General features: G+C 74.1%; 21 protein-coding genes. 13 read left to right on the forward strand and 8 right to left on the reverse strand.

The features are described from left to right. Positions 1-41: 41 nt before the first annotated feature. Positions 42-815, reverse strand: coding sequence for a TetR/AcrR family transcriptional regulator (locus tag AB0F71_RS09950; RefSeq protein ID WP_360230487.1), 774 nt, complete (start codon positions 813-815; stop codon positions 42-44). A gap of 91 nt (positions 816-906) precedes the next feature. Here AB0F71_RS09950 and AB0F71_RS09955 point away from each other — a divergent pair, with 91 nt between their 5' ends. From AB0F71_RS09955 to AB0F71_RS09965, 3 genes are all read left to right on the forward strand, one after another. Then, the gene (locus tag AB0F71_RS09955; protein WP_360230489.1) at positions 907-1,752 is read left to right on the forward strand and encodes a siderophore-interacting protein; all 846 of its coding nucleotides are present in this window, start codon (positions 907-909) and stop codon (positions 1,750-1,752) included. 421 nt (positions 1,753-2,173) lie between these two features. Continuing rightward, positions 2,174-5,662: a S8 family serine peptidase gene (locus AB0F71_RS09960; RefSeq protein ID WP_360230491.1), complete on the forward strand. Its 3,489-nt coding sequence runs from the start codon at positions 2,174-2,176 to the stop codon at positions 5,660-5,662. A gap of 224 nt (positions 5,663-5,886) precedes the next feature. Then, the gene (locus tag AB0F71_RS09965) at positions 5,887-6,852 is read left to right on the forward strand and encodes an alpha/beta hydrolase (protein WP_360230493.1); all 966 of its coding nucleotides are present in this window, start codon (positions 5,887-5,889) and stop codon (positions 6,850-6,852) included. On the opposite strand, the gene AB0F71_RS09970 is transcribed toward AB0F71_RS09965, so the two are convergent. Then, positions 6,849-7,610 carry a response regulator transcription factor gene (locus tag AB0F71_RS09970; protein ID WP_360230495.1) on the reverse strand — a complete coding sequence of 254 codons (762 nt, stop codon included), beginning with the start codon at positions 7,608-7,610 and terminating at the stop codon, positions 6,849-6,851. The genes AB0F71_RS09965 and AB0F71_RS09970 overlap by 4 nt on opposite strands. Next, entirely contained in the window at positions 7,607-8,830 is a 1,224-nt protein-coding gene (locus AB0F71_RS09975) for a sensor histidine kinase (protein ID WP_360230497.1), read from the reverse strand. The genes AB0F71_RS09970 and AB0F71_RS09975 overlap by 4 nt, the downstream gene beginning before the upstream one ends. 259 nt (positions 8,831-9,089) lie before the next feature. On the opposite strand from AB0F71_RS09975, the gene AB0F71_RS09980 reads away from it, so the two are divergent. Next, the gene (locus AB0F71_RS09980; protein WP_360230498.1) at positions 9,090-11,291 is read left to right on the forward strand and encodes an MMPL family transporter; all 2,202 of its coding nucleotides are present in this window, start codon (positions 9,090-9,092) and stop codon (positions 11,289-11,291) included. A gap of 200 nt (positions 11,292-11,491) precedes the next feature. After that, entirely contained in the window at positions 11,492-11,857 is a 366-nt protein-coding gene (locus AB0F71_RS09985) for a peptidoglycan-binding domain-containing protein (protein WP_360230500.1), read from the forward strand. A gap of 84 nt (positions 11,858-11,941) precedes the next feature. On the opposite strand, the gene AB0F71_RS09990 is transcribed toward AB0F71_RS09985, so the two are convergent. The 3 genes from AB0F71_RS09990 to AB0F71_RS10000 all read right to left on the reverse strand — a co-directional run bounded on the left by AB0F71_RS09990 (position 11,942) and on the right by AB0F71_RS10000 (position 15,168). Next, complete coding sequence (locus AB0F71_RS09990; RefSeq protein ID WP_360230502.1) at positions 11,942-13,420, reverse strand: VWA domain-containing protein; 1,479 nt, start codon at positions 13,418-13,420, stop codon at positions 11,942-11,944. Beyond that, a complete protein-coding gene (locus AB0F71_RS09995; protein ID WP_360230504.1) occupies positions 13,417-14,310 on the reverse strand; it encodes a MoxR family ATPase in 894 nt (297 codons plus the stop codon). Before AB0F71_RS09995 ends, AB0F71_RS09990 begins: the two co-directional genes overlap by 4 nt. A 192-nt stretch (positions 14,311-14,502) precedes the next feature. Next, positions 14,503-15,168, reverse strand: a complete 666-nt coding sequence (locus AB0F71_RS10000) for a Tat pathway signal sequence domain protein (protein WP_360230506.1) — start codon at positions 15,166-15,168, stop codon at positions 14,503-14,505. Between the two features lie 520 nt (positions 15,169-15,688). Here AB0F71_RS10000 and AB0F71_RS10005 point away from each other — a divergent pair. The 3 genes from AB0F71_RS10005 to AB0F71_RS10015 all read left to right on the forward strand — a co-directional run bounded on the left by AB0F71_RS10005 (position 15,689) and on the right by AB0F71_RS10015 (position 17,877). Continuing rightward, entirely contained in the window at positions 15,689-16,450 is a 762-nt protein-coding gene (locus tag AB0F71_RS10005; protein ID WP_360230508.1) for a TetR/AcrR family transcriptional regulator, read from the forward strand. 141 nt (positions 16,451-16,591) lie between these two features. After that, entirely contained in the window at positions 16,592-17,248 is a 657-nt protein-coding gene (locus AB0F71_RS10010; protein ID WP_360230510.1) for a DUF6230 family protein, read from the forward strand. Positions 17,249-17,250: 2 nt separating this feature from the next. Then, positions 17,251-17,877: a DUF6114 domain-containing protein gene (locus AB0F71_RS10015; RefSeq protein ID WP_360230512.1), complete on the forward strand. Its 627-nt coding sequence runs from the start codon at positions 17,251-17,253 to the stop codon at positions 17,875-17,877. A gap of 341 nt (positions 17,878-18,218) precedes the next feature. On the opposite strand, the gene AB0F71_RS10020 is transcribed toward AB0F71_RS10015, so the two are convergent. Continuing rightward, complete coding sequence (locus tag AB0F71_RS10020) at positions 18,219-19,622, reverse strand: selenium-binding protein SBP56-related protein (RefSeq protein ID WP_360230514.1); 1,404 nt, start codon at positions 19,620-19,622, stop codon at positions 18,219-18,221. Positions 19,623-19,926: 304 nt separating this feature from the next. On the opposite strand from AB0F71_RS10020, the gene AB0F71_RS10025 reads away from it, so the two are divergent. Both AB0F71_RS10025 and AB0F71_RS10030 read left to right on the forward strand, forming a co-directional pair. Beyond that, the gene (locus tag AB0F71_RS10025; RefSeq protein WP_360230516.1) at positions 19,927-20,898 is read left to right on the forward strand and encodes an alpha/beta hydrolase; all 972 of its coding nucleotides are present in this window, start codon (positions 19,927-19,929) and stop codon (positions 20,896-20,898) included. A 107-nt stretch (positions 20,899-21,005) separates the two neighbouring features. Next, entirely contained in the window at positions 21,006-21,800 is a 795-nt protein-coding gene (locus tag AB0F71_RS10030) for a fused MFS/spermidine synthase (RefSeq protein ID WP_360230825.1), read from the forward strand. A 66-nt stretch (positions 21,801-21,866) separates the two neighbouring features. Here AB0F71_RS10030 and fabV read toward each other — a convergent pair whose 3' ends face one another. Further along, positions 21,867-23,081, reverse strand: coding sequence for an enoyl-[acyl-carrier-protein] reductase FabV (gene fabV, locus AB0F71_RS10035; RefSeq protein WP_360230518.1), 1,215 nt, complete (start codon positions 23,079-23,081; stop codon positions 21,867-21,869). Positions 23,082-23,333: 252 nt separating this feature from the next. Between fabV and AB0F71_RS10040 the strand changes: the two genes are divergently transcribed. From AB0F71_RS10040 to AB0F71_RS10050, 3 genes are all read left to right on the forward strand, one after another. Beyond that, positions 23,334-24,155 (forward strand): class I SAM-dependent methyltransferase, encoded by an 822-nt coding sequence (locus AB0F71_RS10040; RefSeq protein ID WP_360230520.1) that lies wholly within the window; start codon positions 23,334-23,336, stop codon positions 24,153-24,155. Between the two features lie 202 nt (positions 24,156-24,357). Continuing rightward, on the forward strand, positions 24,358-25,050 hold the full coding sequence (locus AB0F71_RS10045) for a DedA family protein (RefSeq protein WP_360230522.1): 693 nt from the start codon (positions 24,358-24,360) through the stop codon (positions 25,048-25,050). A 266-nt stretch (positions 25,051-25,316) separates the two neighbouring features. Further along, positions 25,317-26,216, forward strand: a complete 900-nt coding sequence (locus tag AB0F71_RS10050) for a Gfo/Idh/MocA family oxidoreductase (RefSeq protein ID WP_360230524.1) — start codon at positions 25,317-25,319, stop codon at positions 26,214-26,216. The last annotated feature ends 80 nt before the right edge of the window (positions 26,217-26,296 follow it).

The raw sequence follows: 26,296 nt of genomic DNA on the forward strand, positions 1-26,296 counted from the left end.
CGGCGCCTCAGGCACTCGGGCACTCGGGCAATCGGGCGCACTCAGGCGCCGGTGCCCGCGGCCACTCCGTCGAGCAGGACGGCCAGGCCGGTGCGGAAGGCGTCCCGGTCCTCGTCCCCGGGGGCGGCGCCGGCCGCGCTCTGGAGGGCGGTCAGCAGGGGGAAGCGCCGGGGGAAGTCCGGCGCCAGTTCGGCGAGCCGGGCGGAGCGGGTGCTCCACCACTCCTCGTCCGTGACGCCGGTGGCGGCCGCCGCGCCGCGGGCGTCGGCGGTGGTGGCGGCCGTGCCGCGGACGAACTGCCAGAGCGCCGCGACCGCCCCGCGCAGCCGCCCGGGTGGCAGGCCGGCGGGCTGCAGTGCGGTCAACAGGTGTTCCATGGCGGCGAGTTCGGCCGGGCCGAGGACGGGGCGGGCCTGCGAGACCTGGAGCACCCAGGGGTGGCGCAGGTAGCAGGCGTACAACTCCTCGGCCCAGGCGGTGACGGCGGCCCGCCAGTTGTCGAACTGGGCCGGTCCGGGCGGGAGTTCGGCGGGGAGTTCGGCGAGCACCCGGTCGTGCATCAGGTCGAGCAGTTCGGCCTTGCCGGGCACGTAGGTGTAGAGCGCCATCGCGGTGCGGCCGAGCCGTTCGCCCACGGCGCGCATCGACAGGGCGGCCATTCCCTCGGCGTCGGCCACCGCGATTCCGGCGGACACGATCGCGTCCACACTCAGTCCCGGTTTCGGGCCGCTGCGCCCGGTGCGCGGTTCCCCGGGGTGCCCCCACAGCAGGGCGAGCGAGCGGTGGGCGTCTCCCTGCCCGGCGTAGACGGTCATCCCGACATCTCCTTATGGCGTAAAGTATCCTCGCGAGAGCAACTCTTTATGCCGTAAGTTATCAGGATTCCGTCCAGCGAGGGGTTACGCGATGACTCTGCCCGTCACCTTCATCGAGGTCGTAGCGGTCGACCGGATCACGCCGCGCACCGCCCGGGTCGTCTTCGAGGCGCAGGCCCTGGACGACACCGTGGGCGGCACGCCCGACCAGCAGCTCAAGCTCTGCTTCCCGCGCCCGGGCCGGCGCGAGCCGGCCCTGCCCGCGCAGCAGGACGACCCGATGGGCTGGTACCAGGCCTACCTGGCGATCCCCGAGGCCGACCGCCCGGTGCTGCGCAGCTTCACCCTGCGCCGCAGGCACCCCGGCACCCGGCGGATCGAGATCGACTTCGTGCTGCACGGCGACACCGGCCCGGCCGCCGCCTGGGCGCTGCGGGCCGCGCCGGGGGACCGGCTCGGCATGGTCGGGCCCTCCGCGCTGTACGCCCCGCCGGTCCCGTTCGCCCAGGCCGCGGCGGCGGCCGACTGGGTGCTGCTGGCCGGCGACGAGACCGCCCTGCCGGCCGTGGCGACGCTGCTGGAGGCCCTGCCGGAGGGGGTGCGGGCGTACGCCTGGATCGAGGTCGCGGACCGGGCGGAGCGTCAGGAGCTGGCGACCCGCGCCGAACTGGAGGTGCGCTGGCTGCACCGCGACGGCGCGGCCCCGGGCGCCCTGCTGGCCTCGGCGTTCCGGGGCGGCGTGCTGCCGGCCGGGCGGCCCTTCGCCTGGCTGGGCGGGGAGGCGGGCGCGGTGCGGGCACTGCGCCGCTGCCTGGTGGAGGAGTACGGGGTGCCGAAGTCGGACATCGACTTCACCGGCTACTGGCGCCACCGGCTGACCCAGGACGACGCCCCGACAGCCGAGGACCTGGCGGACGCCCGGGAACGACTGGGGTGAACTCTCCGGCCGCCCCGTCCGTTCTGCTTGCCGGGCATTGTTTGTTTCGAGGGCCGTCGACGGGGAAGAAGAGTCGCGGTGTCGACAAAGAGGCAGCAGGTGGGCGGGGTGGCGATGTTCCGCCAGTGACCGGAGTCCGCCACTGACGTTTTTGTGGCTGCGGAAGCCTGTTTTGACCGTCCCTGACCGGCTCTGATCGGTGAAAAAGGGGCGATGACGGCCGGATTTATACTGTGTATTTTACTTTCTGATGGTCATTTTTACTTTCTGATGGGGTTTTAACCCCTTGTCGTGGTCGTGCCGGATGCGCTGGAATGCGACCGCTGTCGGGACGCGCGGTCCGGAGCAACCACGCGTCCGACCAGGATTCGCGTAGGCTGGATCGTGCAACCTGACGTCTCATCAGACGAAAGGATGTCCATTGATCGGCTGGCGCAAGACCCAGCTAGCAGCCGCCGTCACCGTCACCGCCGCGTCCATGGTCCTGAGCCTCGGGACCATCGCGAGCGCAGCCCCGACCCAGGATCCGCAGAACGCCCAGGCGGCGTCCTCGGACGGGTCGCCGGCACCGGTGATCGTGATCCTGAAGGACCAGATAGCGGACGCCCCGGCCGACCACGGTCACCTCGGCGCCCGTCAGCAGAAGACGGCCAGCGCGCAGAAGCCGCTGCTGGACAAGGTCAAGGCCAACGGCGGCTCCAACGTCAAGAGCTTCGTGGTCGGCAACGCCTTCTCCGCCACGGTCAGCCCGGCGCTGCGCGCCTCGCTGCTGTCCGACCCGGCGGTCGCCGCCGTCGTCCCGGACGCTCAGGTCCAGGTGGCCCCGGTCGCCTCGACCACGGCCAAGAAGGCGGACACCGCGGCCACGGCCTCCGGCAAGTCCGGCGACGCCTCGCAGGCCGTTTCGGGCAGCAACGGCCAGGGCTCCCAGGAGAACGCGACCAACACGGTCTGCCCCTCCGACCCGTCCAAGCCGCTGCTGGAGCCCGAGGGCCTCTACTCGGTCCGGGCCTACAGCGGCAACGGCAACCCCGGCGTGGAGAACCTGGCCACCGGCAAGGGCGTCAAGGTCGCCTACATCGCCGACGCGCTCGACCCGAACAACCCGGACTTCATCCGGGCCGACGGTTCGCACGCCGTGGTCGACCACCAGGACTTCTCGGGTGAGGGCTGGGAGGCGCCGAGCGGTGGCGCCGAGGCCTTCGGCGACGCCTCGGCGGTCATCGCCCAGGGCCGTCAGACCTACGACGTCTCGCAGTTCGTCAACGCCTCGCACCCGCTGCCGGCCGGCTGCAACATCAAGATCCGCGGCCTCGCCCCGGACGCCGACCTGGTCGCCCTCAAGGCCGGCGGCGAGATGATGTCCAACTCGTCGATCCTGCAGTCCATCGACTACGCGGTGCGGGTCGCCCACGTGGACGTGCTGAACGAGTCCTTCGGCGGCAACGTCACCCCGGACAGCGGCGCCCACGACACCATCGCGCTCTTCAACGAGCAGGCCGTCAAGGCCGGTGTCACCGTCGCCGTCTCCACCGGTGACGCCGGCATCAGCGGCACCATCGGCACCCCGGCCACCGACCCGTACGTGATCTCGGTCGGCGCGTCGACGGACAACCAGAACTACCAGCAGACCGGCTACGCGGCCTCCAAGTTCTCCAACAAGACCTGGAGCAACAGCCGGATCTCCGCGCTCTCCTCGGGCGGCTTCACCATGGCCGGCCGCACCCTCGACCTGGTCGCCCCGGGCGAGTCGGACTGGGCGCTGTGCACCGCCGACACCACCAAGTACGCGGACTGCACCAACTTCAACGGCAAGGGCTCGAACATCCAGCCCTTCGGCGGCACCAGCCAGGCCGCCCCGTTCGTCACCGGTGCCGCGGCCCTGGTCATCCAGGCCTACCGCGACACCCACGGCGGCGACTCGCCGTCCCCGGCGCTGGTGAAGAAGTTCCTCACCGGCACCGCCACCGACCTCGGCGTCCCCGCCGAGGAGCAGGGCGCCGGTCTGCTCAACGTCCGGGCCGCCGTCGAGGCCGCCCGCGGCTACGACGACGGCGACGGCACCGACGGTGCCCGCACCGTCGTGGTCAACACCGGCCAGGTCAGCATCTCCGGCACCCCCGGTTCGACCCACACCGCCGACGTCTCCGTCACCAACACCAGTGACGAGCCGCAGTCGGTGAGCGCCACCACCCGCAGCTTCGCCCCGCAGGCCACCAACCAGCAGGTCGTCAAGCTGGACTCGGCCTCGACCGACACCTTCAAGTACGCCACCAACGGTGCCACCTGGGTGCAGAAGCAGGTCAAGTTCACCGTTCCGGCCGGTGCCGACCGCCTCGCGGCGTCGATCGCCTGGCACGGCGGCCCGAACCCGGTCACCAACGGTCCCGTGGTCCGCATGACGCTGCTCGACCCGTCGGGCCGCTTCGAGACCAACACCCGTCCGCAGGGCGGCGCCACCCCGGCCAACTTCGGCCTGGTCGACGTCCCGCACCCGGTGGCCGGTGAGTGGACCGCCATCATGTACACCCCGGCGGGCAAGGCCGGCTACACCGGCGACGTCCAGTTCGGCACCTCCACCCAGCGCGCGGTCCCGGCCGGCGCGGTGAGCCCGAACACCACCGAGCTCAAGCCCGGTGAGACCAAGACCCTCAAGGTCCAGCTCACCACCCCGGCGACCAGCGGTGACAGCAGCGAGGCGGTCCTCGTCTCCAGCTCGAACGGCAACACCACCAGCGTCCCGGTCGTGCTGCGCAGCCTCGTCCCGGTCAAGGACGGCAAGGGCAGCTTCACCGGCACCATCACCGGTGGCAACGGCCGCGGCTCCTCGCCGACGCAGATGTTCGCCTACGGCTTCGACGTCCCGAAGGGCCAGAAGGACCTGCGGGTCGGCGTCACCGTCGGCAAGGACGCCAACCTGTTCATGCAGGGCGCCCTGATCAGCCCGAACGGCACCCCGGTCGACATCGAGGGCAACACGCTGTTCGACGCCCAGGGCAACCTGACCGGCGCCGGCAACGGTGTCTCGGCCACCACGATCAACCCGGCCGAGGGCCACTGGCGCTTCGTCCTGAACGTGCTCGGCCCGGTCAGCGGCCAGCAGCTCGCCCAGGACTTCGCCGGCAGCATCGCGTTCAACCAGAACCAGGCCACCGCGGCCGGTCTGCCGAACGACCCGAAGACGAAGCTGGCGGCCGGCAAGCCGGTCACCGTCAAGGTCGACTACACCAACAACACGGTCGCCACCCAGTCGATCGCGGCCGACGGCCGCCTCGACAAGCGCGTCGACCTGCCGCTCGTCCCGCAGGGTGCCTCGGCCAGCGTCAACCTGCCGCTGAGCCTGACCTCCTCGGTGCCGAGCTTCCTGGTGCCGCCGAGCACCGACCAGCTCAAGGCCGTGGCGGCGTCCTCGACGCCGGCGCAGATCGAGCTGAGCGCCACCACCGCCTCGCCGGACCTCTTCGGTGACCTCAAGAAGGCCCAGGACGGCTCCGCCATCTCGGTCGCCACCTCCAAGGGCAGCGCCGAGCAGCCGATCGTCCCCGGTGCCTGGGGCACCTTCGTCCAGCAGATCGGCCCGTTCGGTCCCGCCGGCGCGCCGAAGGGCACCGCCAACATCAGCGCCACCGCGCACACCCTGGCGTTCGACCCGGCGCTGACCTCCAGCACCGGTGACCCGTACGCCGCCGCGGTGAACGCCACGGCCCCGGCCGCCGCCCCGGTGACCGTCGCCCCCGGCGCCACCGGCTCGCTGCAGGTGACCGTGACCCCGACCGGCCCGAAGGGCAGCACGGTCAAGGGTCTGCTCTACCTGGTGTCCGGCCCGACCTTCGTGCCGACCGCCAACAACAGCCTCGGCACCACCGGTGCGGTGCTCGCGGCGATCCCCTACAGCTACACGGTGAACTGACGCTCAACCAGTTCAGCGCAACAGCCTGAGGCCGAGGCCGTCCCGGAGTTCCGGGGCGGCCTCGGCTGCTTCCGTGCCGCGCCCGGTGCTCCGGGACGTGCCGCGCCCGGTGCTCCCGGGCCGCACCCGGCGGGTGGCGGAACCGCCGGGGTTGGCGGCCGGTGGAGCCGGGCAGGAGGCTCAGGGCTGACCCACCTACCCATCTACCGGAACTGGAGCGGGAGTTGAACGAGGCGATCAAGCACAGCGAGATCGAGGTGAACGGTGTCCGGCTGCACCTCGCGGAACAGGGCGAGGGGCCGCTGGTCCTGCTGCTGCACGGCTTCCCGGAGAGCTGGTACTCCTGGCGCCACCAGTTCACGCCGCTCGCCGCGGCCGGGTACCGGGTGGTCGCCCCCGACCAGCGCGGCTACGCCCGCAGTGCGCAGCCGGCGGCCGTGGACGCGTACACCCTGCTCCACCTGGTCGGCGACGCGACGGCGCTGATCGGCGCGCTGGGCGCCGAGCGGGCCGTGGTGGTCGGGCACGACTGGGGCGCGCCGGTGGCCTGGGCCACCGCCGCCCTGCGACCCGACCTGGTGCGCGGGGTCGCCGGGCTGAGCGTGCCGCCGCTGCCGCTGGGCGGCCCGCCGCCGCTCCCGGCCGCCCGGGAGAACTGGGGCGAGGGCTTCTACCAGATCTACTTCCAGGAGCCCGGCCGGGCCGACGCCGAACTGGCCGCCGACGTCCGGACCAGCCTGCGGCGCATCCTGTGCGGCATCCAGCCCGACGGCCGGCCGCGCCCGTGGATCGTCCCCGAGGGCAAGAAGCTGCTGGACACCGTCCCGGAGCCGGAGCGGCTGCCGGCCTGGCTCACCGAGGCCGACCTCGACGCCTTCGAGGCCGACTACGCGACCCACGGCGAGCGGGCCTTCACCGGCGGCCTCAACTGGTACCGCAACCTGGACCGCAACGCCGAACTGCTGGCCGCCTTCAACGGCGTGACGGTCGACGTGCCCGCGCTGTACATCGCGGGCGAGCAGGACCTGGTCAACGCGATGGTGCCGCCGGAGGCGCTGGCCTACCTGCTGGGCCGGCTGCCCAGGCTGCACCGGCACCTCCGGCTGCCGGACACCGGCCACTGGACCCAGCAGGAGCGCCCGGCCGAGGTCAACGAGGCGCTGCTGGACTTCCTCAAGAGCCTGGACTAGTCGGTGCCCCGTCCGGCCCGGTCGCCGTCGCCCGTACGGGCGGTGACCAGGCCGGACTCGTAGGCGGCGATCACCGCCTGGGCGCGGTCCCGGACGTCGAGCTTGCCGAAGATGCTGGTGATGTAGTTCTTCACGGTGGACTGGCTGATCTCCAGGGCCAGCGAGATCGCGGCGTTGTCGAGGCCGGTGGCGATCAGCCGCCACACCTCGACCTCCCGGGGCGTGAGTTCGCCCGTGGCGACGGCCGGCGGCGGGGTGGCGGCGGCCGGTGCCCGGACGTAGGCCGAGATCAGCCGGGTGAGCAGCCGGGGGGCGACCACCGCCTCCCCGCCGTGCACCGTCCGGATCGCCGCGCCCAGCTCCTCCGGGGAGACGTCCTTGGGGAGGAAGCCGTGGGCACCGGCGCGCAGCGCGGCCACCACGTACTCGTCCATGTCGAAGGTGCTCAGCGCCAGGACCCGGCAGCCGGGCAGTTCCCGGGCCAGCCGCTCGGTCGCGCCGACGCCGTCCAGCACGGGCATCCGGATGTCCATCACCACGACGTCGGGGCGCAGCCGGAGGGCGGCGGCGACGGCCTGTTCGCCGTCCTCGGCCTCGCCGACCACGGTCAGGGACGGGTCGGGGGAGAGGATCAGGGACAGGCCGCGGCGGACCAGCGGCTGGTCGTCCACGAGGAGCACCCGGATCGCGGGAGCGGTTCCGGCGGTGCCGGTGGTGTCAGCGGTGCCGGTGGGACCGGCGGCGGTGCGGTCGGTCATCGCGCCGCCAGCTGCCCGTGCTGGACGGCCGCCTCGGCCGACTCGGCGTCGGTCAGTGGGAGTTCGGCGATCACGGCGAAGCCGCCGCCCGGCTGTGGACCGGTGGTGAGGGTGCCGCCGTGCAGGGCGACCCGCTCGCGCATGCCGAGCAGGCCGTACCCGGTCCGGCCGGTGGGCTCCGGCGGGGGCGCGCCGCCGCCGTCGTCCCGCACCTCGACGGTGACCCGGTCCGGGTGGTAGGCGAGCCGGACGGTGGCCCGGGCGGGGCCGGCGTACTTGCGGGCGTTGGTGAGGCCCTCCTGGACCATCCGGAAGACCGTCAGGCCGAGGGTCGGCGGCAGCGGGCGCGGGGGCCCGTCGACGGTGAACTCGGTCGGCAGCCCGGCCACCCGGGACTCGTCCACCAGCCGGTCCAGCTCCGCCACCCCGGGCTGGGGCAGCGGCGGGGCGGCGTCCGGTTCGTCCCCGGTCCGCAGCACGTTCAGCAACTGGCGCATCTCGCGCAGCGCCAGCCGGCCCGAGGACTCCAGCACGACCAGGGCGTCCCGGACCACCTCCTGGTCCCCGAGGTTGGCGCGGGCGCCGCCGGCCATCAGCTGCATGGTGGTGATGTGGTGGGCCACGATGTCGTGCAGCTCCCGGGCGATCCGGCGGCGTTCGTCGGCCACCGCCCGGTCCGCCAGCAGTCGCCGGTTGGCGGCCACCTCGCGCTGCCAGCGGGCCACCGCCAGACCGGCCGCGCCCACCAGGACGGCGGCCACGGGGTCGGCGAGGAGCTGCGGCCAGATCGGGGCGTCGAAGCGCAGCTGGCTCAGCGTGGTGGTCACCGAGGTCACGACCACGGCGGCCACGGTCACCGGGACGCGCCGGCTCACCCCGACCGAGTACAGCGCGACGATCAGCACCGCGCCGAAGTGCGGGCCCCTCGGGGAGAGCAGGTCGGCCGTCGCCTGGAGCACCAGGACGGCGGCCAGCGCCGGCACCGGGCGGCTGCGCCGGGCCAGCAGCGGCAGGCCGGCCAGGACGACCACGGCGAAGCCCGGCACGGACATGCTGCTGCTGTCGTTCAGCTGGCCGAGGAGCAGGTAGCCGAGCAGGTCCAGGGTGCCGGCCCCGATGGCCACCAGGGCGTCCGTCCGGGTCCAGGGCAGGCGGTCCGTCCAGTCCTCCGGCGGCCCGTCCGTACCCGTGCCCGCCTCGGGGCGCTGACGCCCGTCCATCTGTCTCCTCCCGGCCGACCAGCGCTGACGCCCCATTCTGGCACCGGTCGGCCGGTCCGGTCGTGCTCCTCCGGGCGGAGGAGCAGGGGACCGGACCAGGAGCACGGTCCCGGTCCCGGCCCGGGCGGGGGGAGCGCGGGCCCCCGGGCGGATCCTCCGCTGCCCGGACGCCCCGGCACCCCCGCGGCTGATGGTCTTGGAACAGGCCGGGAACCCCCGGCGCCGAGGCCGACGTTCGCGTCCACCGACCGGAGGAACAGTGATCCGCGCACTGACCGGATTCTCCGCACGACACGCCTGGAAGGTCATCGCCCTGTGGGCGGTGGTGGGCATGGGGCTCGCCGTCCTGAGCCCGATACTGATGGGCCGGGTGACCCAGTCCCAGAGCGGGGAGTTCCTGCCGCGCAGCTACGACTCGGCCGCCGCACTGCGGATCGCCGAGCGGGACTTCGGGGTCAAGCCCGACGCCACCACCGTCACCGTGCTGGTCGCCCGGACCGACGGCAAGGTCCTCACCGCCGACGACCAGCGCAACGTCGAGGCCGGGGCCGCCAAGCTGGCGGAGCGCCGGGTCACCATGCCCCGGAAGGAGGACGAGCCGGCGGCCCTGGTCACCGACCACTCCCAGACGCCCCGGGTCGCCCCCGCCACGGTGGCGCCCGACCGGACCTTCGAACTGCTCACCGTCGAACTGACCGGCAACGCCTCCGACGAGGGCGTCCAGGGCGTCTTCCGGGCCTTCCGGGACCAGGCCCGCGCCCAGTTCGACGGGATCGGCATGCGCACCGGCTACACCGGCGGCCTGGCCCAGCTCTCCGACACCACCGAGGCCAACCGCACCGCCGCGACCGTCGGCAGCGCCCTGCTCACCGGGCTGATCGTGCTGCTCAACGTGCTGGTGTTCCGCAGCGTGCTGGCCGCCGTGCTGCCGCTGCTCGCGGTCGCCGTGATCGGCGGGGCGGCCACCGGCGCCGTCGCCGGTGCGGCCGCCCTCACCGGCCTCAAGCTGGACGCCTCCACCCCGGGCCTGATCTCCGTGGTGCTGCTCGGCATCGGCGTCGACTACCTGCTGTTCCTGCTCTTCCGGTTCCGCGAGCAGCTGCGCGCCCGGCCGGAGCAGCCCGCCCGGCAGGCCGCCGCCGAGGTGTCCGGCCGGGTCGGCACCGCGATCACCTCGGCCGCGCTGACCATCGTCGCGGCCTTCGCCACCCTGGGCGTGGCGAGCTTCGGCCAGTTCCGCTCGCTCGGCCCGGCCATCGCCGTCGCCGTGCTGGTGATGCTGCTGGGCAGCCTCACCCTGATGCCCGCGCTGCTCGCCGCCTGCGGCCGCAAGATGTTCTGGCCCTCCCGCAGCCTGCGGCGGGTGCCGCGCCCCGGCCTCGCGGCCCGCCTCGGCGAACTCGTCGCCCGCCGGCCGCTGGCGCTGCTGCTCGGCTCGGTCGTCCTGCTCGGCACGCTGGCCGCCGGCACGGTGGGGCTCAAGATGGACTACAGCCAGGCCGACGACACCACCACCGCGGCCGCGGCCACCGCGGCGGAGATCTCCCGCGCCCTGCCGGCCGGCGTCTCCGACCCGACCACCGTCTACCTGGCCGCCAAGGACGGCGGCACCCTGGACGCCGGCCGCTTCGACGGCCTCGCCCGTGCCCTGACCGGGGTCGAGGGCGTCGGCCAGGTCGGCCGGACCGTCCTCGCCGACAACCACCGCGCCGCCCGGATCGACCTCTTCCTGAACGCCGACCCGCAGAGCCAGCGGGCCCGAGACCTGGCCTCCGGCCCGGTCCGCGCCGCGGTCGCCGCACACACCCCGGCCGGCACCGAGGCCCACGTCGGCGGCACCGCGGCGATCTTCGCCGACATCGCCACCGCCGTCGACCGCGACCTGCGCGTGGTCTTCCCGGTCGCGGCCGCCCTGATCGCGCTGATCCTGCTGCTGCTCCTGCGCAGCCTGCTCGCCCCCGTCGCCCTGCTGCTCTCGGTCGGGCTCGGGTTCGCCGCCACCCTCGGCGCCGCCACCCTGCTGTTCCAGCACGGCCTGGACCGGCCCGGCGTCTCCTTCACCCTCCCGCTGGTGCTGTTCCTGTTCGTGGTCGCCCTCGGCACCGACTACAACATCCTGATCACCGACCGGATCCGCGAGGAGATGCACGGGCCCGGTTCGGCCCGGGCCGCGGTGGCCCGCGCCGTCCGGCACACCACCCCGGCCGTCGCCACCGCGGGCCTGGTCCTGGCGGGCTCCTTCGCGACCCTGGCCACCACCCCGGGCAGCGAGCAGGTCGCCTTCTCGCTGACCCTGGGCATCCTGCTCTCCGCGCTGGTGCTCTCGCTGGTCACCGTCCCGGCGCTGGCGGCCCTGCTCGGCCGTGCCCTCTGGTGGCCGCTGCGGCCCGCCCCGGCCGCTGCCGACCGCCCGCCGGTCGCCGCCCCGCGGCCGGCCCCGGACCAGCTGCACGTCGGGTGATCCCGGGCGGTCGCGGGACGGGGCCGGGATTCGGGGCCGCCGCAGGACGGGACGTCCCAGGGACACCGTGCCCCTGGTGGGACGGGTGACGCGCCGTCGAGCATGATCCGTGGCCGGAAGCGGGGACCGACGCCCAGGAGGCGTGCGGTCCCCCTGCCACGGTGGCCCGGCCGATACGAAACTCCACAGGGGGACTTTCTGTGATCAGCAACCTGTTCAAGCGCGGCGCCGTTACCGCCGGCGCGGCCTTCCTCGCCGTCTCCGTCTTCGGCGGCGTCGCGCACGCCGACCCGGGCGTTCCGTACATCAAGCCCAGCCAGCGCGGCGACGCCGTCGCCTGCGTGCAGATGGGTCTGCGGGACGCCGGCTACAACATCGACGTCGACGGGAAGTACGGCACGGCCACCTACACGGCGCTGACCGACTTCCAGGCCAACCGCAGCCTCCAGCCGGACGGCATCGTCGGCCCGAGGACCGGTGACCGCCTGTACTTCGACTACCTCGCCAAGTCGGGCAACGTGACGCAGAGCGAGCTCTGCGCCACCCTCATCCCCACCACCCGCTGACGCCGGGTACCCGCCTGACCACCCGAGGCCACCGGCCCGCCGCTGCCCCCCAGCGCGCGGGCGGGCGGCCTCGGGTTCTGTGCGCTAGACGGGTAGCAGGCGGGCGATCAGTTCGCCGAGGCGGCGGGCGTTGCGGCAGGAGTGCATCTCCACCATGTCGGCGTACGCCGGGGCGGCGGAGTCGCCGGTGGTCCAGAGGTCGGGGCGTTCGGGGTTGAGCCAGATGACCCGGCGGGCGCGGGTGGCGATCCGGCGCAGCGCCTCCGGGTTGGGGTCGCGGTAGTTGTTGCGGGCGTCGCCGAGGACGAGCACGCAGGTGCGGGGGCCGACGGCGGCCAGGTGGTGGTCGGCGAACTCGCCCAGGGCGGAGCCGTAGTCGCTGTTGCCGTGGTAGCCCATCACCCCGGCCTCGGCGAGGATGCGGGCGGCCAGCCGGGCCGGGTCGCCCTCGCCCCGCCGCAGCAGGTCGGTGACCTCGGCGGTGCGGTTGACGAAGGCGAACACCCGGACCTTGCTGAACTGTTCGCCCATCGCCTGCACCAGCAGCATGGTGAAGTCGGCGAAGCCGGCCACCGAGCCGGAGACGTCGCACAGCAGCACCAGCTCCGGCCGGGCCGGGCGGCGCAGCCGGTACGCCGGGCGCAGCGGCACCCCGCCGGTGCCGAGCGAGCGGCGCAGGGTGCGGCGCAGGTCGATCCGCCCGCGGGCGGCGCGGCGGCGCCGGGCGGCCAGCCGGGTGGCCAGCTTGCGGGCCAACGGGTGGACGGTGCGGCGCAGTTCGGCGAGCTGGTCGCGGCCGGCGGCCAGGAAGTCGATCCGGTCGACGGTGGGGGCGACGGCGCGCTCCGCGATCCGTTCGGCGCCGCGCAGTTCGGCGACCCGGCGGCGGGCCTCGGCGGAGACCAGGGCGCGGAAGTCCCGGATCCGGCGGCGGATCTCGTCGGCAAGGACGCGGTCGGCGAGGTCGCGGTCGGAACGGTCGGAGCGGTCGGAGCGGTCGTCCGGGCCCTGGTCCCGCAGGCCGGCGAGGATCCGGGCGAGCAGGGTCTCGGGGGCCAGCCGGCCGAGCGCCTGGTGGGCGGACCAGCCGTCCGAGCCGGGCGTGCTGCCGGTGCCGTACCGGCCGAAGGCCTCGATGACCTCGCCGGCCAGCCGGGCCTGGGCGGCCCGGTCGTCGGCGGCCAGGGCGGCGGCGAGGCGCTCGCGCAAGCGGTCGCGGAGCGGGTCGGGGCGGCCGAAGCGCGGCGGCTCCGGGGCCTCCGGCGTGGATCCGGCTGCGGCTTCGGCCGTGGGTTCGGTGCCGCGCAGGGCCTCGGGGGTGCCGACACCGAGCGGGAAGAACAGGTCGAAGACGGCGTCGAAGACCGCCCGTTGGCCGTCCGAGCGCAGCAGGGCGGCGGCCAGTCCGGCCCGCAGCTGCTCCCGGTCGGCGAAGCCGAGCACGTCGAGCACGGCGGCGGCGTCCACGGTCTCGGCCGGGCCGATCCGCAGGCCGTGCCCGCGCAGGGCGCGGACCAGGCCGGTCAGCCGGGCGGCGGTGTCGGTGGCCCCCGGGGCGGTCACGCGAGGGTGAGCTTCCGGGTGGCCTTGCGGACGTCGTCCTGGTGCTTGAGGATCACCCCGAGGGTGTCCCGGACGACCGCGTCGTCCAGGGTGTCCGCGCCGAGCGCCAGCAGGGTGCGGGCCCAGTCGATGGTCTCGGCGACCGAGGGGGCCTTGCGCAGGTCCATCGCGCGCAGCGCGCCGACCACCCGGACCAGCGACTCGGCCAGCGTCGCGTCCAGCCCAGGGACCTTGAGCCGGACGATCCGGCGCTCCAACTCGGCGTCCGGGTAGTCGAGGTGGAGGAACAGACAGCGGCGGCGCAGCGCCTCGGAGAGCTCGCGGGTGGCGTTGGAGGTGAGCAGGACGAAGGGGCGGCGGGTCGCGGTGATGGTGCCGAGTTCGGGGACGGTCACCTGGAAGTCGCTGAGCACCTCCAGCAGCAGTGCCTCCACCTCGACGTCGGCCTTGTCCATCTCGTCGATCAGCAGGACGGTGGGCTCCTCGCCGCGGATGGCGGTGAGCAGCGGGCGGGTGAGCAGGAACTCCTCGCCGAAGATGTCGCCGCGGGCCTCCTCCCAGCCCTCGTCGCGGCCGGCGGTGATCCGCAGCAGCTGCTTGGCGTGGTTCCACTCGTAGAGCGCGCGGGCCTCGTCGATGCCCTCGTAGCACTGCAGCCGTACCAGTCGGGCCGCGCCCAGTTCGGCGACGGCCTTGGCGAGTTCGGTCTTGCCGACTCCGGCGGGGCCCTCGACCAGCAGCGGCTTGCCGAGCCGGTCGGCCAGGAAGACGGTGGTGGCCACGGCGGTGGAGGCGAGGTAGCCGGTCGCGGCGAGCCGCTCGGCGGTGTCCGCGACCGAGGTGAAGAAGCCCGTGCCGGTGGTGTTGCCGTCGCTGCTGCCGTTGGTCATCCGACCCGCCCCGTTCCGGTCCGCCGCGCCCGTCCCGTCGGGGCCCGCGCAGCGCCACCTTACCGGCCGGTCACTTGCTTGTCCCGGGGGTTGTCCGGGGGTTGTCCGGGGGGTGACCGGGGGTCGGTGGAGCGGCGTACGGGGGCGGCTGCCCGCCGTACGCCGCTCGGCTGGATCCGTTTGCCCGGGGCGTCAGTTGACGTAGAGGGCGGGGCTGCCGGCGACCGAGCTGTCGGTGACCGGGCCGTAGGTGGCGCTGAAGTAGCCGGTCGAGAAGCACAGACCGGGGCCGGAGACCAGGTTGGCGGCCTGGTTGGAGAAGCTGATGCTGTTGCCGCTGTTCGAGGTGGAGCCGGTGATGCCGCTGGGGCTCTGGTAGACGCAGTTGACGGTGCCCAGCAGGGTGTTGAGGACCACGGTGATGCCCACCGGGCCGGCGCTGGTGCCGTTGAGCGAGGCGCCGCCGCCCGAGGTGACGGTGTTGGTGTACGGCAGGCTGGTGGCCGTGACGCTCTTCACGCTCCGGACGCCGATGACGTTGGAGGTGCAGGAGCCGAAGGACTGGCTGTTGAGCTGCTCGGTCGCGCTGCCGGGCGCGGTCGGGTTGGACGTCACGGTCGCGGAGAACGAGGAGCTGGCACAGCTCACCCCGCTGGTGCTGCCCGCGCCGTTGGTGAAGGTCGCGGCGGTGCCGGGCGCCAGGTTGGCGACCAGGGTGTCGCCGACGGCGATGGCCGGGCCGCCGGCGCTGCCCTGGGTGAGGACGGCGGGGGAGGCGGCCTGGGCCGGTGCTACGGCAGCACCGGTGAGGGCGAAGGCGGCGAGGGATGCGGCTGCGAGCGTGCGACGGATGCGCATGAGGGTGCCTCTCTCCGTCCGGAGACGGGTGGGGGAATCCCGGCGTGCGGGTGTGGTGGTGTGCACGACGGGGGAGGTGCATGGCGTACCGGGAGCCCTGTCGGACCACGGGTGCGGGCGGGCCCGGCGCCACGGGCCCGCTCCTGGGGTACGACGGTGTTCGTGCAGCGGTGCAGCGGTACCGGTGCAGCGGTAGCAGAGGTACTGGTGCAGCGGTACAGGTGCAGAGGTACTGGTGCGGCGCTGCGACGCTGGTGCGGTGGCTCCGTGGTGGGGCGGTCCGGGTACGGCGGCACGGCGCGGGGCCGTGCGGACGTGCGGTCTCGCGGGGTGCACGTCGGCGGCTGCCACCGCCGCGGGCCCGGCTCCCGCCCTGGTCCGGCGGTCCGGGCGGCTCGCCCGGGGCCGTCGGAGCCCCTGGATCCGACCGGTCGCGGCCTGCGCGCCGACCGATTGGAAACCTGGCAGTGTTGTAAACCCGGCGTTACGTCAATGTCAATACAGGACACAGGAGTTGGTGATGGATCCCAAACACCTCCGGAGTGCCGACCTGATCCTGCTGCCGGGTGCCCGGACCGGCCGGGATCCGGCCAGGTCGATCAAACCGGGGCCGCGCCGGCAGCCCGCCGGGGTGGTCGCCGCGACCCAGCGCGAACGGCTGCTGGACGGCCTGGTCCGGACGGTGGCCGAACGCGGCTACCAGCACGCGACGGTGAGCGACATCTGCCGCGCGGCGGGCGTGACCAGGCCGGTCTTCTACGAGCTGTTCAGCGGCAAGGAGGACGCCTTCCTGGCCGCGCACCGGTACGGCACCGGGGTGGTGATCCGGCGGATGGCGGCGGCCTTCGCGGCCGAATCCGACTGGTGCTCCGGGATCCGGCAGGCGCTCGGCGCGATGCTCCAACTCCTCGCCGGGACACCGTCCTTCGCGGTCATGGCGGTGATCGAGATCGAGGCGGTCGGCCCGGCCGGTCGTCGTGAGCGGGAACAACTGCTCAGCCGGTTCCGGGCGTTCTTCGCCGAGGTGCCACAACTCCCGGGCGGGGTAAGGGTGCAGGAGATGGTCGATGCCGTGGTGGGCGGCGTCTACAGCGCGGTCTACCGGCGGATCTCCTCCGGCCGTACCGATGAACTGCCGGATCTGCTACCGGTGTTGAGCATGTTCTGCCTCGCGCCGTTCCTCGGGCCGGACGAAGCGGCCGACCGGCTGGAGGGCCCGGCCCGGAGGATTGGTGAAGATCCTTCGTGCACCCGTATTGACCCGGCGAATACCGGGCAGTAGCTTCCCAGTTACTCACCGCGCTCCGAACGGACCCGCCCCGCTGCCGAGGGGCGGACGGCCCCGCTCGGGGCGCGGAACGCTGTCCGCGCCAGGACAACGTGCCAGCTGCCTGCACACCCATTCCACCCACAGGGAGCACACATGGCCATGTCCGAGGAAGCCGCCGCCGCGGCGGAGACCCCGCAGACGCCGACCGGGAGGAGAAGGGGACGGGTCCGCATGAAGCGCTCCGCCCTGATGGCCGTACCGGCCGTCGCGGTCGGGGGCATCCTGATGACCCTCACCGCCCAGGGCGTGCTCGCCGCGCAGTTCTCCATCTCCGGCATGCCGTTCACCATCACCGCCGACAAGCTCGACGGCGAGGGCTTCGCCCAGTTCGGCTCGCTGGACTCGATGATCCCGGACAGCCCCAACGCCGGCAGCACCGGTGGGCAGGTCCTGGTCGCGGTGTCGGCGATCAAGACCGCCCAGATCACCAACCTGTGCCAGAGCGTCGACCTCGGTGGCGTCAACCTGGTGATCCACGCGGGCGACAAGGGCACCCCGGTGTCCGCCTCCGACCTCACCACCGACTCCGATCTGCTGTCCGGCGACGCGGAGTTCAAGAACATCGAGATCGGCGGCGACGCCAGCACCTACACCAAGGCCGGCCCGGTCGGGAAGGGCCAGCCGGGCGTCTTCGGCCAGCAGGCCGACCACGTCACGCTGTCCAACCTCAACCAGCACAACTACGCGAGCACCGCCGTCGGGTTCAAGCTGCCCAACCTCCGGCTGAGCTTCAGCTCCAAGGGCTGCTGACCATGACGGAGTCCGTACCGGAGCCGGCCGCGACCGGCGAGGGCGCCGCCGAGCGGACCGAGGAGGAGGTGGCCGCGGGGACGGCCGCCGCCACCCCCGCGACCGCCGCCCCCGTCGCCGGCCCCGCCGCAGCTCCCGCAGGGGCCGTCGCTCCCGCCGGAGCCGCCGCCGCGACCGCTGCGCCCGCGAGCCCCGCGGGCCCGGTCAGGCGCGACTGGCGGGGTAACCGGCCGTTCTGGGGCGGGCTGCTGGTGACCCTGGGCGGCGCCGAGATCCTGTTCACCCTGTGGGCCCCGCTACCCGTCCTGCTGCACATCTCACTGGTGGGCCTGGCCGGGTACCTGGTGCCGTCGGTGATGCTGCTGTGCGGCCTGCTGATCCTGTTCAACCCGACCCAGCGGCTGTTCTACTCGATCCTCGCCGCGCTCGCCTCGCTGGGCAGCTGGGTGACCTCCAACCTGGGCGGCTTCCTGATCGGGATGCTGCTCGGGGTCGTGGGCGCCTGTCTGACCTTCGGGTGGGTGCCCGACCAGCCGCTGCGCCGTGGGAGGCAGCGGCGGGAGGACCGGCGCGCCGCGCGCCGGGCGGGGGCCGGGGCCGGGGCCGGAGCAGGGGCGGCCGGGGTCTGAGGACGGCGGCCTCCGGGCAGCGGCGCATGGCCTGCGGGGTGCGGGCCGGGGGCTGCTGCCTGGGGGTTGCGGCCCGTGGGCTGCGGTATCCGGGCTGCGGCCCGAGGGCACGGGTCCGCCGGGGGTCACCCGCGGCGCCCCGCGCACCGGTGGTGGGAGAGCACCGGGTGCGCGGGGCGCTCCGCCCTGCCCGGGCCGGGCGCCGCGAGCACCTCGCCTGCGTCAGCGGCCCGGCCGGGATGACCGCCGCGGTGCGCTCCGAACTCCTCGCGGCGGGGCTCCCGTTGGAGCGGGTCCGGTTCGACGGGGCGGTCCACCGGTGGACCGCCGAGCGTTGGGACTCACCGGTAGCAGTACGAGTCCGAGGAGGCGTCCCCGCCCGCCAGGTGGGTCTGGTGGACGCGCAGGCCGCGGAAGTCGGCGCCGTGCGGGAAGAACCGCTCGTCGACGCTCAGGCCGCCGGCCTCCGGGTCGGCGTCCAGCTTGACCATCCACGGTTCGATGCCGTCCGGGTAGAACTGGTCGTCCCAGGCGCCGTAGAGCGAGTTGGTGAGGTAGAGCCGCCGCCCGTCCCGGCTGATCTCCACCATCTGCGGCGCCCCGCTCAGCGGCCGCCCCGGTTCGGCCGGGTGCGGAGTGCGGGCGGCGACGCCGCCGAGGCGGACGGAGGAGGTGAGCCGGGGGTGGAACGGGTCCGACACGTCGTACTGGAACAGCTCGCCGGTGCCCCAGGCCGACACGTACAGCCAGCGGTCGTCCACCGACAGGTTGAGGTCGGTCACCAGCGGCGGCACGGCCCCGAACGGCCGTAGTACGGACGGGAGTTCCTCCGCCCGGGCGGGCTCGGCCGGGATCTCGATCACCTTGCGGGCGGTGAACGCCGGGCCCTCCCGGTACCAGAGCCAGACCGAGGAGGAGAGGTCCGCCACGTTCACCACCACCCCGGCGAAGCCCCACTCCGTCTGCGGGTCGTGCGCGGGGCGCAGTTCCAGCACCATCTGGTACTGGTCGCCCAGGTCGACCCGCTGGAGGTGCCGACCGGTGCCCAGCTCCCAGAAGTGCAGCGCGTGCCCGTACTTGCGGGCGAGCAACTGCTCGGGCAGCACCCCGTCCTCGACCATCCACGGGGTGCCCCACTCGCTGGTCACTCCCACGCCCGTGCCCAGGTGCCACCAGACGTCGTACGCGAAGTGCTGCGGTCCGCGCTCCGTCTCCCACGGGCGCAGCACCTCGAAGGTGGTGTGGTCCAGCAGCGCCACCCCGCCGGGCCCGTCCCCGCCGTCACCCGCGCCCAGGCAGGACAGGAAGACGCCTTCCGGGCCGCAGTGCAGGGTGTGCGGACGCGAGTAACCCGCCCTGGCGGCAAGCTCCTTGGCCTCGACCGTCTTGACCAGACGCGGCCGCACCGGGTCCGGCCGGGTGTCCATCACGTGCAGCCGCGACGACCGCAGCCCGGGGAGGAGCAGGAACCGCCGTTCCGGGTTCTCGTGGCAGGCGTGCGCCAGCGCGCTGGAGCAGGCGTTCCAGCCGAAGTGGTGCAACTCGTCGCCCAGCGTCGGCAGTTCGGAGAAGTTGAGCACCGTCCCGTAGCTCGCCGAGGCCGGGTCGGTGTCCACCGTGAGCAGGGCGTCCGGCTGCCGGCCCGCCCGGTCGAACCCGGCCACGTACGCCAACTTCTCCGGCGGCGCCGCGATCGCCTCGGCCGCCGAACGGTAGAGCGACGGATCGATGTGCCCGTGCTGCATGCAGACTCCCCAACTCGCCGTGTCCGTCCGGGAAGCGTTCCACACGAGCACCGGCGCACAGCAGGCGCACGCGAAGCGGCCGGGAAGCGCGGACGGCTGCCCTTGCGCGGTGCACGACCGCAGCCGCGGGGGCGACATCCGGGGCACCGCCCACCATCGGCACACCGGCCTGGCGCCGTCCGCCCCGGAGCACGTCGGGGCGGCTGCCGCGCGGGCCTGGGCTACCGGCCGGTATGGTCGGGGGCGGAACGGGTGGTGACCTGCCGGAAGGGCGGGCGGAGCAGAGGGACGGGTGCGGCGGCAGATGGAGTTTCGGGAAGACATCCTGGGTGCCCCCTACGAGGCGGCCGAGCTGACGCTGCGGCCCGATGACGAGGGCGCGGTCTGCGCGACGCTGGTGCGGCGGCTGGTGCCGGGCGCGGAGCGGGCGGTGCTGTACGTCCACGGGTACAACGACTACTTCTTCCAGACCAACCTGGCGGACCACTACACCGCGCTCGGGTTCTCCTTCTACGCCCTGGACCTGCGCAAGTACGGGCGCTCGCTGCGGCCGCACCAGTCGCCGAACTTCGTCCGCGACCTCGCCGAGTACGACGAGGAGATCGACGAGGCGGTGCGGATCATCCGGGAGGTGGACGGGCACCGGCAGCTGCTGCTGAACGGGCACTCCACCGGCGGGCTGGTGGGGGCCCTGTGGGCGGGCCGCCGGGCCGGGCGCGGGGTGGTGGACGGGCTGTTCCTGAACAGCCCGTTCCTGTCGATGCCCGCCGGGGCGGCCGTGCGGACCGCGGGCGGGCCGGTGGTGACGGCGCTCGGGCGGATGAAGCCGACCCGGATCCTGCCGTCCTCACTGAACCCGCACTACACCCACAGCCTGCACAAGGACCACAAGGGCGAGTGGGACTTCGACCTCGCCCTCAAGCCGGCCGAGGGCTTCCCGCTGTACGCGGGCTGGCTGGCCGCGATCCACCAGGGGCACCGGCAGCTGCGGCGCGGGCTGGGGATCGACGTGCCGGTGCTGCTGATGGCCTCCACCCGGTCGGTCTCCACCACCAAGTGGCACAACGCCCTGCACCACGCCGACGGGGTGCTGCGCGCCGACGACATCGCCGCGCAGGGGCCGAGGCTGGGCCGGCACGTCACCGTGGTGCGGATCGAGGGCGGCATGCACGACCTGGTGCTGTCCGGCGAGCAGGCCCGGACCGAGGTGTTCGCCGAGCTGGACCGCTGGCTGGCGGCCTACCTGGACGTGCGCCCGGTGGGGGAGCCCGAGTGACGGACGGGCCGGTGGACGGGCGCGCGGACGGGCGGGCGGACGAGCCGGTGGAGGCGGACGAGCCGGTGCCGGTCGGGCGGGCCACCGACCTGGGCTTCGCCAAGCTCATGCCGGACATCGACCGGGACGGCGGCTGGCTGCTCACCCTGGACGGCACCCCGCAGTCGTACGTCGACCTCGCCGACCCGACCCACCTGGAGTTCGAGTACACCCGTCGACTCGGCCACCTCGCCGACGCCCTGGCGCCCGCCGGTCGGCCGCTGGACGTGCTGCACCTGGGCGGCGGCGCGCTCACCATGCCGCGCTACCTGGCCGCCACCCGCCCCGGTTCGCGGCAGCGGGTGGTGGAGGTGGACGGGCCGCTGCTGGAGCTGGTCGCCGAGCACCTGCCCTGGCAGGGCCCCGGCGCGGACGTCACCGCGACGGTCGGCGACGCCCGGGCGGCCCTGGCGGCCACCCCCGCCGACTCGCAGGACCTGCTGATCGCGGACGTCTTCCACGGCTCCCGCACCCCGGCGCACCTCACCTCGGTGGAGTTCCTGCGGCTGGCCGCGGCGGCGCTGCGCCCGGGCGGCTGCTACGCGGCCAACCTGGCGGACGGCCCGCCGCTGGCCTTCGCCAAGGCCCAGGCGGCCACGGTGCGGGCGGTGTTCCCGTACGTCTGCCTGGTGGCGGAGGCCCCGGTGCTGCGCGGGCGCCGGTACGGCAACATCATGCTGGCCGGTTCCACCGCGCCGCTGCCGGTGGCGGAGCTGACCCGGCTGCTGGCGGGCGACATCTTCCCGGCCCGGCTCACCGACGGCGCGGAGCTGGCCGCCCTGGTCGGCCGGACGGCCCCGGTCACCGACGCCGAGGCCACCGACTCGCCGCCCCCGCCGGACGGCGCGTTCAGCGTGGGCTGAGCCCGGCCGGGTCAGGACGCCCGGCCGGGTCAGGACAGCCGGCCGCGCTCAGGACACCGGTCCGGGTCAGGACACCGGGCCGGGCCACGGGACGTCGGTGGCCACCGGCGCGGAGTAGTCGACGCCCGGCACGGCGAAGCCGTAGAGGCGCTGGACCTCGGCGTGGAACCAGTCGAGGTCGGCGAGTTCGGCCACGGTGTCGGTGGTGGCGGCCGCCCAGCGTTCGGCGACGGCCGCCTGGACGTCGTCGGCGAGCTCCCAGCCGTCCAGCCGGACCCGGCCCTCGTCGTCCAGGAGGAGCGGGGCGGCGCCGGTGAGCTGGTCCCACAGGGTGGCGAGCTGGTGCACCGGCGGGACCATGCCCGCGCCGAGGACGCCGCGCAGCAGCCCGGTGTAGAGGGCGATGCCGGGGACGGCGGTGGAGGACTGGGTGACGGCGGCGCCGTTGACGGAGGTGACGGCCCGTCCGCCGACCGCCTTGCCGAGCCGCTCGTCCAGGGCGCGGGCGGTGGCCTCCAGGTGGGCCTTGGCCGCGCCGATGGTGCCCTGCCGGTAGATCGCCGCCGTCAGCGGGGAGCCGATGTAGGAGAGCGCGGCGGTGGTGAAGCCCTCGCCGAGGAGCCCCCGGGCGGAGAGCTGGTCGATCCAGCGCTCCCAGTCCGCCCCGCCCATCACGGCCACGGTCTGCTCGATGTCGTCGCCCTCGGCCGGTCCGGTCTCGACCTCGCGCACCTCGGGGCGGCCCTGGTCGTCGAAGACGAGGGTCCTGGTGCGGTCGGCCCGGCCGATCGGCTTGAGGACGGAGGCGTAGCCGGCGCCGGTGTCGGGGTCGGTGCGCCGGGGCGCGGCCACCGAGTAGACCAGGTGGTCGAGCCGGCCGCCGAAGCGCTGCTCGATCAGCTCGGCGACCTGGTCCTTCATCGCGTCGGAGAAGGCGTCGCCGTTGAGGAGGACCACGTCCCGCCCGGCGGCGCGGGCCAGTTCGGCGGTGGCGGCGGTGCGGTACCAGCCGGCCGTGGCCGTGCGCCGCTCGGTGGGGCCCTTCTCGAAGGAGACCAGGATGCCGCGGATGCCGGCCCGCTTGAGCCCGGCGACGGTGGCCGCCAGACCGTACCCGGCGGACGAGCCGATGATCAGGGCCACCGGCCCTTCGCCGTCCGGGAGTCGGTCCGGGTCCGGGCAGTCCTGCCACAGGTCGGCCACCAGCCGCGCGCAGCCCGCCGGGTGGGAGTCGAGGAAGAGGAACCCCCGGTTGCGGGGGGTGAGAACGCGCTCGCTCAAGATGGCAGTCCTTGGGTGGGCCGGAAGTCGGAGGCGGCGCCTGGCCGGGCCGCCGCGCGCTGCCAGTCTGGAACAGGACGGAGGCGGGCAGCGGCCGTCACCGGGCACAACGATCACGAGTCGATCTTGGAGTGTTCCGCCACTGACGTCCCGCTCCGCGTCGCGGCGCGTCGCCGGAAGGGGCGGCGCGGGGCGGGTGTCAGAATCGGCGGGTTCATGCCGGAGCACGGTGCACGTCCGAAGGAGCGAGCGTTGAGCGGTGGCGGGGAACGGCCGGAGTTGGGGAAGGTGCCGGAGACGGCGCTGTGGACGCTGTGGCACCGGGCGGTGGAGGCCCGGCGGCCCGACACGGTGCTGCACGATCCGGTGGCGGTGGAGCTGGTGGAGCGGATCGACTTCCCGTTCGCCGACCGGTTCGGGCAGTCGCCGCTGGTGAGCCAGCTGCAGGCACTGCGGGCAGCCTGCTTCGACCGGGAGGTCGCGGACTTCCTGGACCGTTGCCCGAGGGGCACCGTGGTCGGCCTCGGCGACGGGCTGGAGACCCAGGCCTGGCGGGTCGACAACGGCCGGGCGAGCTGGCTGTCCGTCGACCTGCCCGAGACCGCCCGGCTGCGCGAACAGCTGCTGCCGCCGGACGAACGCCACCGGATCCTCGCCTGCTCGGCCACCGACCCGCGCTGGATGGACGAGGTCGACCCGGACCCGGCCCGCGGCGTGCTGATCACCACCGAGGGCCTGCTGATGTACCTGCGGCCGGACGAGGTCCGGGCGCTGATCGCCGCCTGCGCCGAGCGCTTCCCGGGCGGCGGGCTGGTGCTGGACGCGGTGCCGCGCTGGGCCGCCCGCCGGGCCGTGGCGGGGAAGCTGCGGGACCGCCACTACCAGGCCCCGCCGATGCCCTTCGGCATGGACGCCGACGAGCTCGGCAAGCTGGCGCAGGCCCACCCGGCGGTCACCAGCGTGCGGGAGGTGTACCCGGAGGGCGGGCGCGGCCTGCTGCGCGCCGTGCTGCCGCTCGCGCGGGTGATCAAGCAGCGTCCGTCGGTCGTCGCACTGCGTTTTACCGAATCTTGAGGAAATGCCGGTCGACCTGGAACTATGGGGGGCGGGGCGTACGTCGTAACGACGGGTGATCGGCCAGGGGGACGGGCCGCCCGGCACGTTAGGCTGCGCCCCGGGGGAGCGGCCAGGGTGCCGCCATCGGACAACCGCCGGGACGGGCGTGCGGCTCCACGGGGAGCCGACCCCGGACCGACCTGCCACGGAGGTACTGGCCTTGCACATCGACGCCTGGATCGAGAGCGTCCCACCGACCGCGGTGTACGCCCTGATCGGCCTGATCATCGGGATCGAGTCGCTGGGCATCCCGCTGCCCGGCGAGATCGCGCTGGTCACGGCGTCCCTGATGTCGGTCAAGGGTGTGGTGAGCCCGTGGGGGATCGCGATCTGCGCGATCGCGGGCGCGATCATCGGCGACTCGATCGGCTACTCGATCGGCCGCAAGGGCGGCAAGCCGCTGTTCGAGAAGCTCGGGCGGAAGTTCCCCAAGCACTTCGGGCCCTCCCACCTCGCCACCGCCGAGCGCTCCTTCCAGAAGTGGGGCATGTGGGCGGTCTTCTTCGGCCGCTTCATCGCCCTGCTGCGCATCTTCGCCGGTCCGCTCGCGGGCGCCCTCCGGATGCCGTACTGGAAGTTCCTGATCGCCAACGTGCTGGGCGGCGTGATCTGGGCCGGCGGCACGACCCTGCTGGTCTACAAGGTCGGCAAGGCCATCGAGCCCTGGCTGTCCCGGTTCTCCTGGGCGGGCCTCGCCGCCGCCGTGGTGATCGGGGCGATCTCGGCCTGGGTGATGAAGCGCCGTGCGGCCAAGACCCACGCCAGGATCGAGGCGGAGGAGGCGGCCAAGGCCGCTGAGGCCGCCGAGGCCGGCACCGCCGCGGCGTCGGCGAAGGCGCCCGTCGCCGAGTGACACCGTACGGCCGCCCACCGGGGGCGGGCGCGAAGGAGCCGACCCACGGCCTGGCCGCGGGTCGGCTCCTTCGCGTTGTGCCCGGCCCCGCCCGCAGCGGGCCGCACTGACCCGAGCCGCCCGCACCGAGCCGCCCGCACCGGGCCGCCCGCGCCGCCACGGGCGCAGCCGAGCTGCCGCTACGCTCGGGGCTGACCTGCGGGAACGCGCCCGGCTGCGGCAGCCGGACGCCCGGCCCGCGCGGCACACCGAGGAACGGAGACAACGTGCGGATCGGACTGCTGGGCACCGGCACCTGGGCGGAGCGGGTGCACGCACCCGTGCTCGCCGAGCATCCCGGGCTGGAGTTCACCGGCGTCTGGGGCCGCCGTCCGGAGGCCGCCGAGGCGCTGGGCGCCGCGCACGGCGTGCCCGGGTACGGCGACCTGGACCGGCTGCTGGCCGAGGTGGACGCCGTCTCCATCGCCCTGCCGCCGTCCGTCCAGGCCGGACTCGCGGTCCGGGCCGCCGGGGCCGGCTGCCACCTGCTGCTGGACAAGCCGGTCGCGTTCACGGTGCCGGACGCCCGGGCGGTGGCCGAGGCGGTGCGTGCCCACCGCCTCGCCTCGGTGGTGTTCTTCACCGTCCGCTTCGGCGGCGAGCAGATCCCGTGGATCGAGCGGCAGGCCGGGCTCGGCGGCTGGTTCACCGGCCGCTCGGACTGGCTCGGCTCGGTGTTCGCCCCGGGTAGCACCAGCCCGTACGCGGCCTCGCCCTGGCGCCGGGACAAGGGCGCGCTGTGGGACGTCGGCCCGCACGCGCTGTCCGTGCTGCTGCCGGTGCTGGGTGACGCGACCGAGGTCACGGCCGTCGCCGGGCCGCTGGACACCGTCCACCTGGTGCTCCGGCACGCCGGCGGAGCCTCCAGCACGCTGGCGCTGAGCCTGACCGCCCCGCGCGCGGGCGGCGGCGTCGCGATGGAGCTGCGCGGAGAGCACGGGGTGGCCCGGCTGCCCGAGCGCGGCGAGGGCCCGACGGTGGCCCTGCACCGGGCGGTGGACGCCCTGCTGGCCTCCGCCGCCTCCGGCGAGGCGCACCCCTGCGGGGCGGACTTCGGCCTGCGGGTGGTGGAGGTGCTGGCGGGCGCCGAGCGGTCGCTGGCCGTCGGCGGCCCGGTCGCGGTCTGAGCCGGGATCAAGTGCTCTGGGCGCGGTGGCGGGGCCCGGGGTGCCCGCCCCCCCCCCCCCACCGGCAGATTGCCAAACGC

Source organism: Kitasatospora sp. NPDC028055, assembly GCF_040637885.1.
Lineage (GTDB): Bacteria > Actinomycetota > Actinomycetes > Streptomycetales > Streptomycetaceae > Kitasatospora.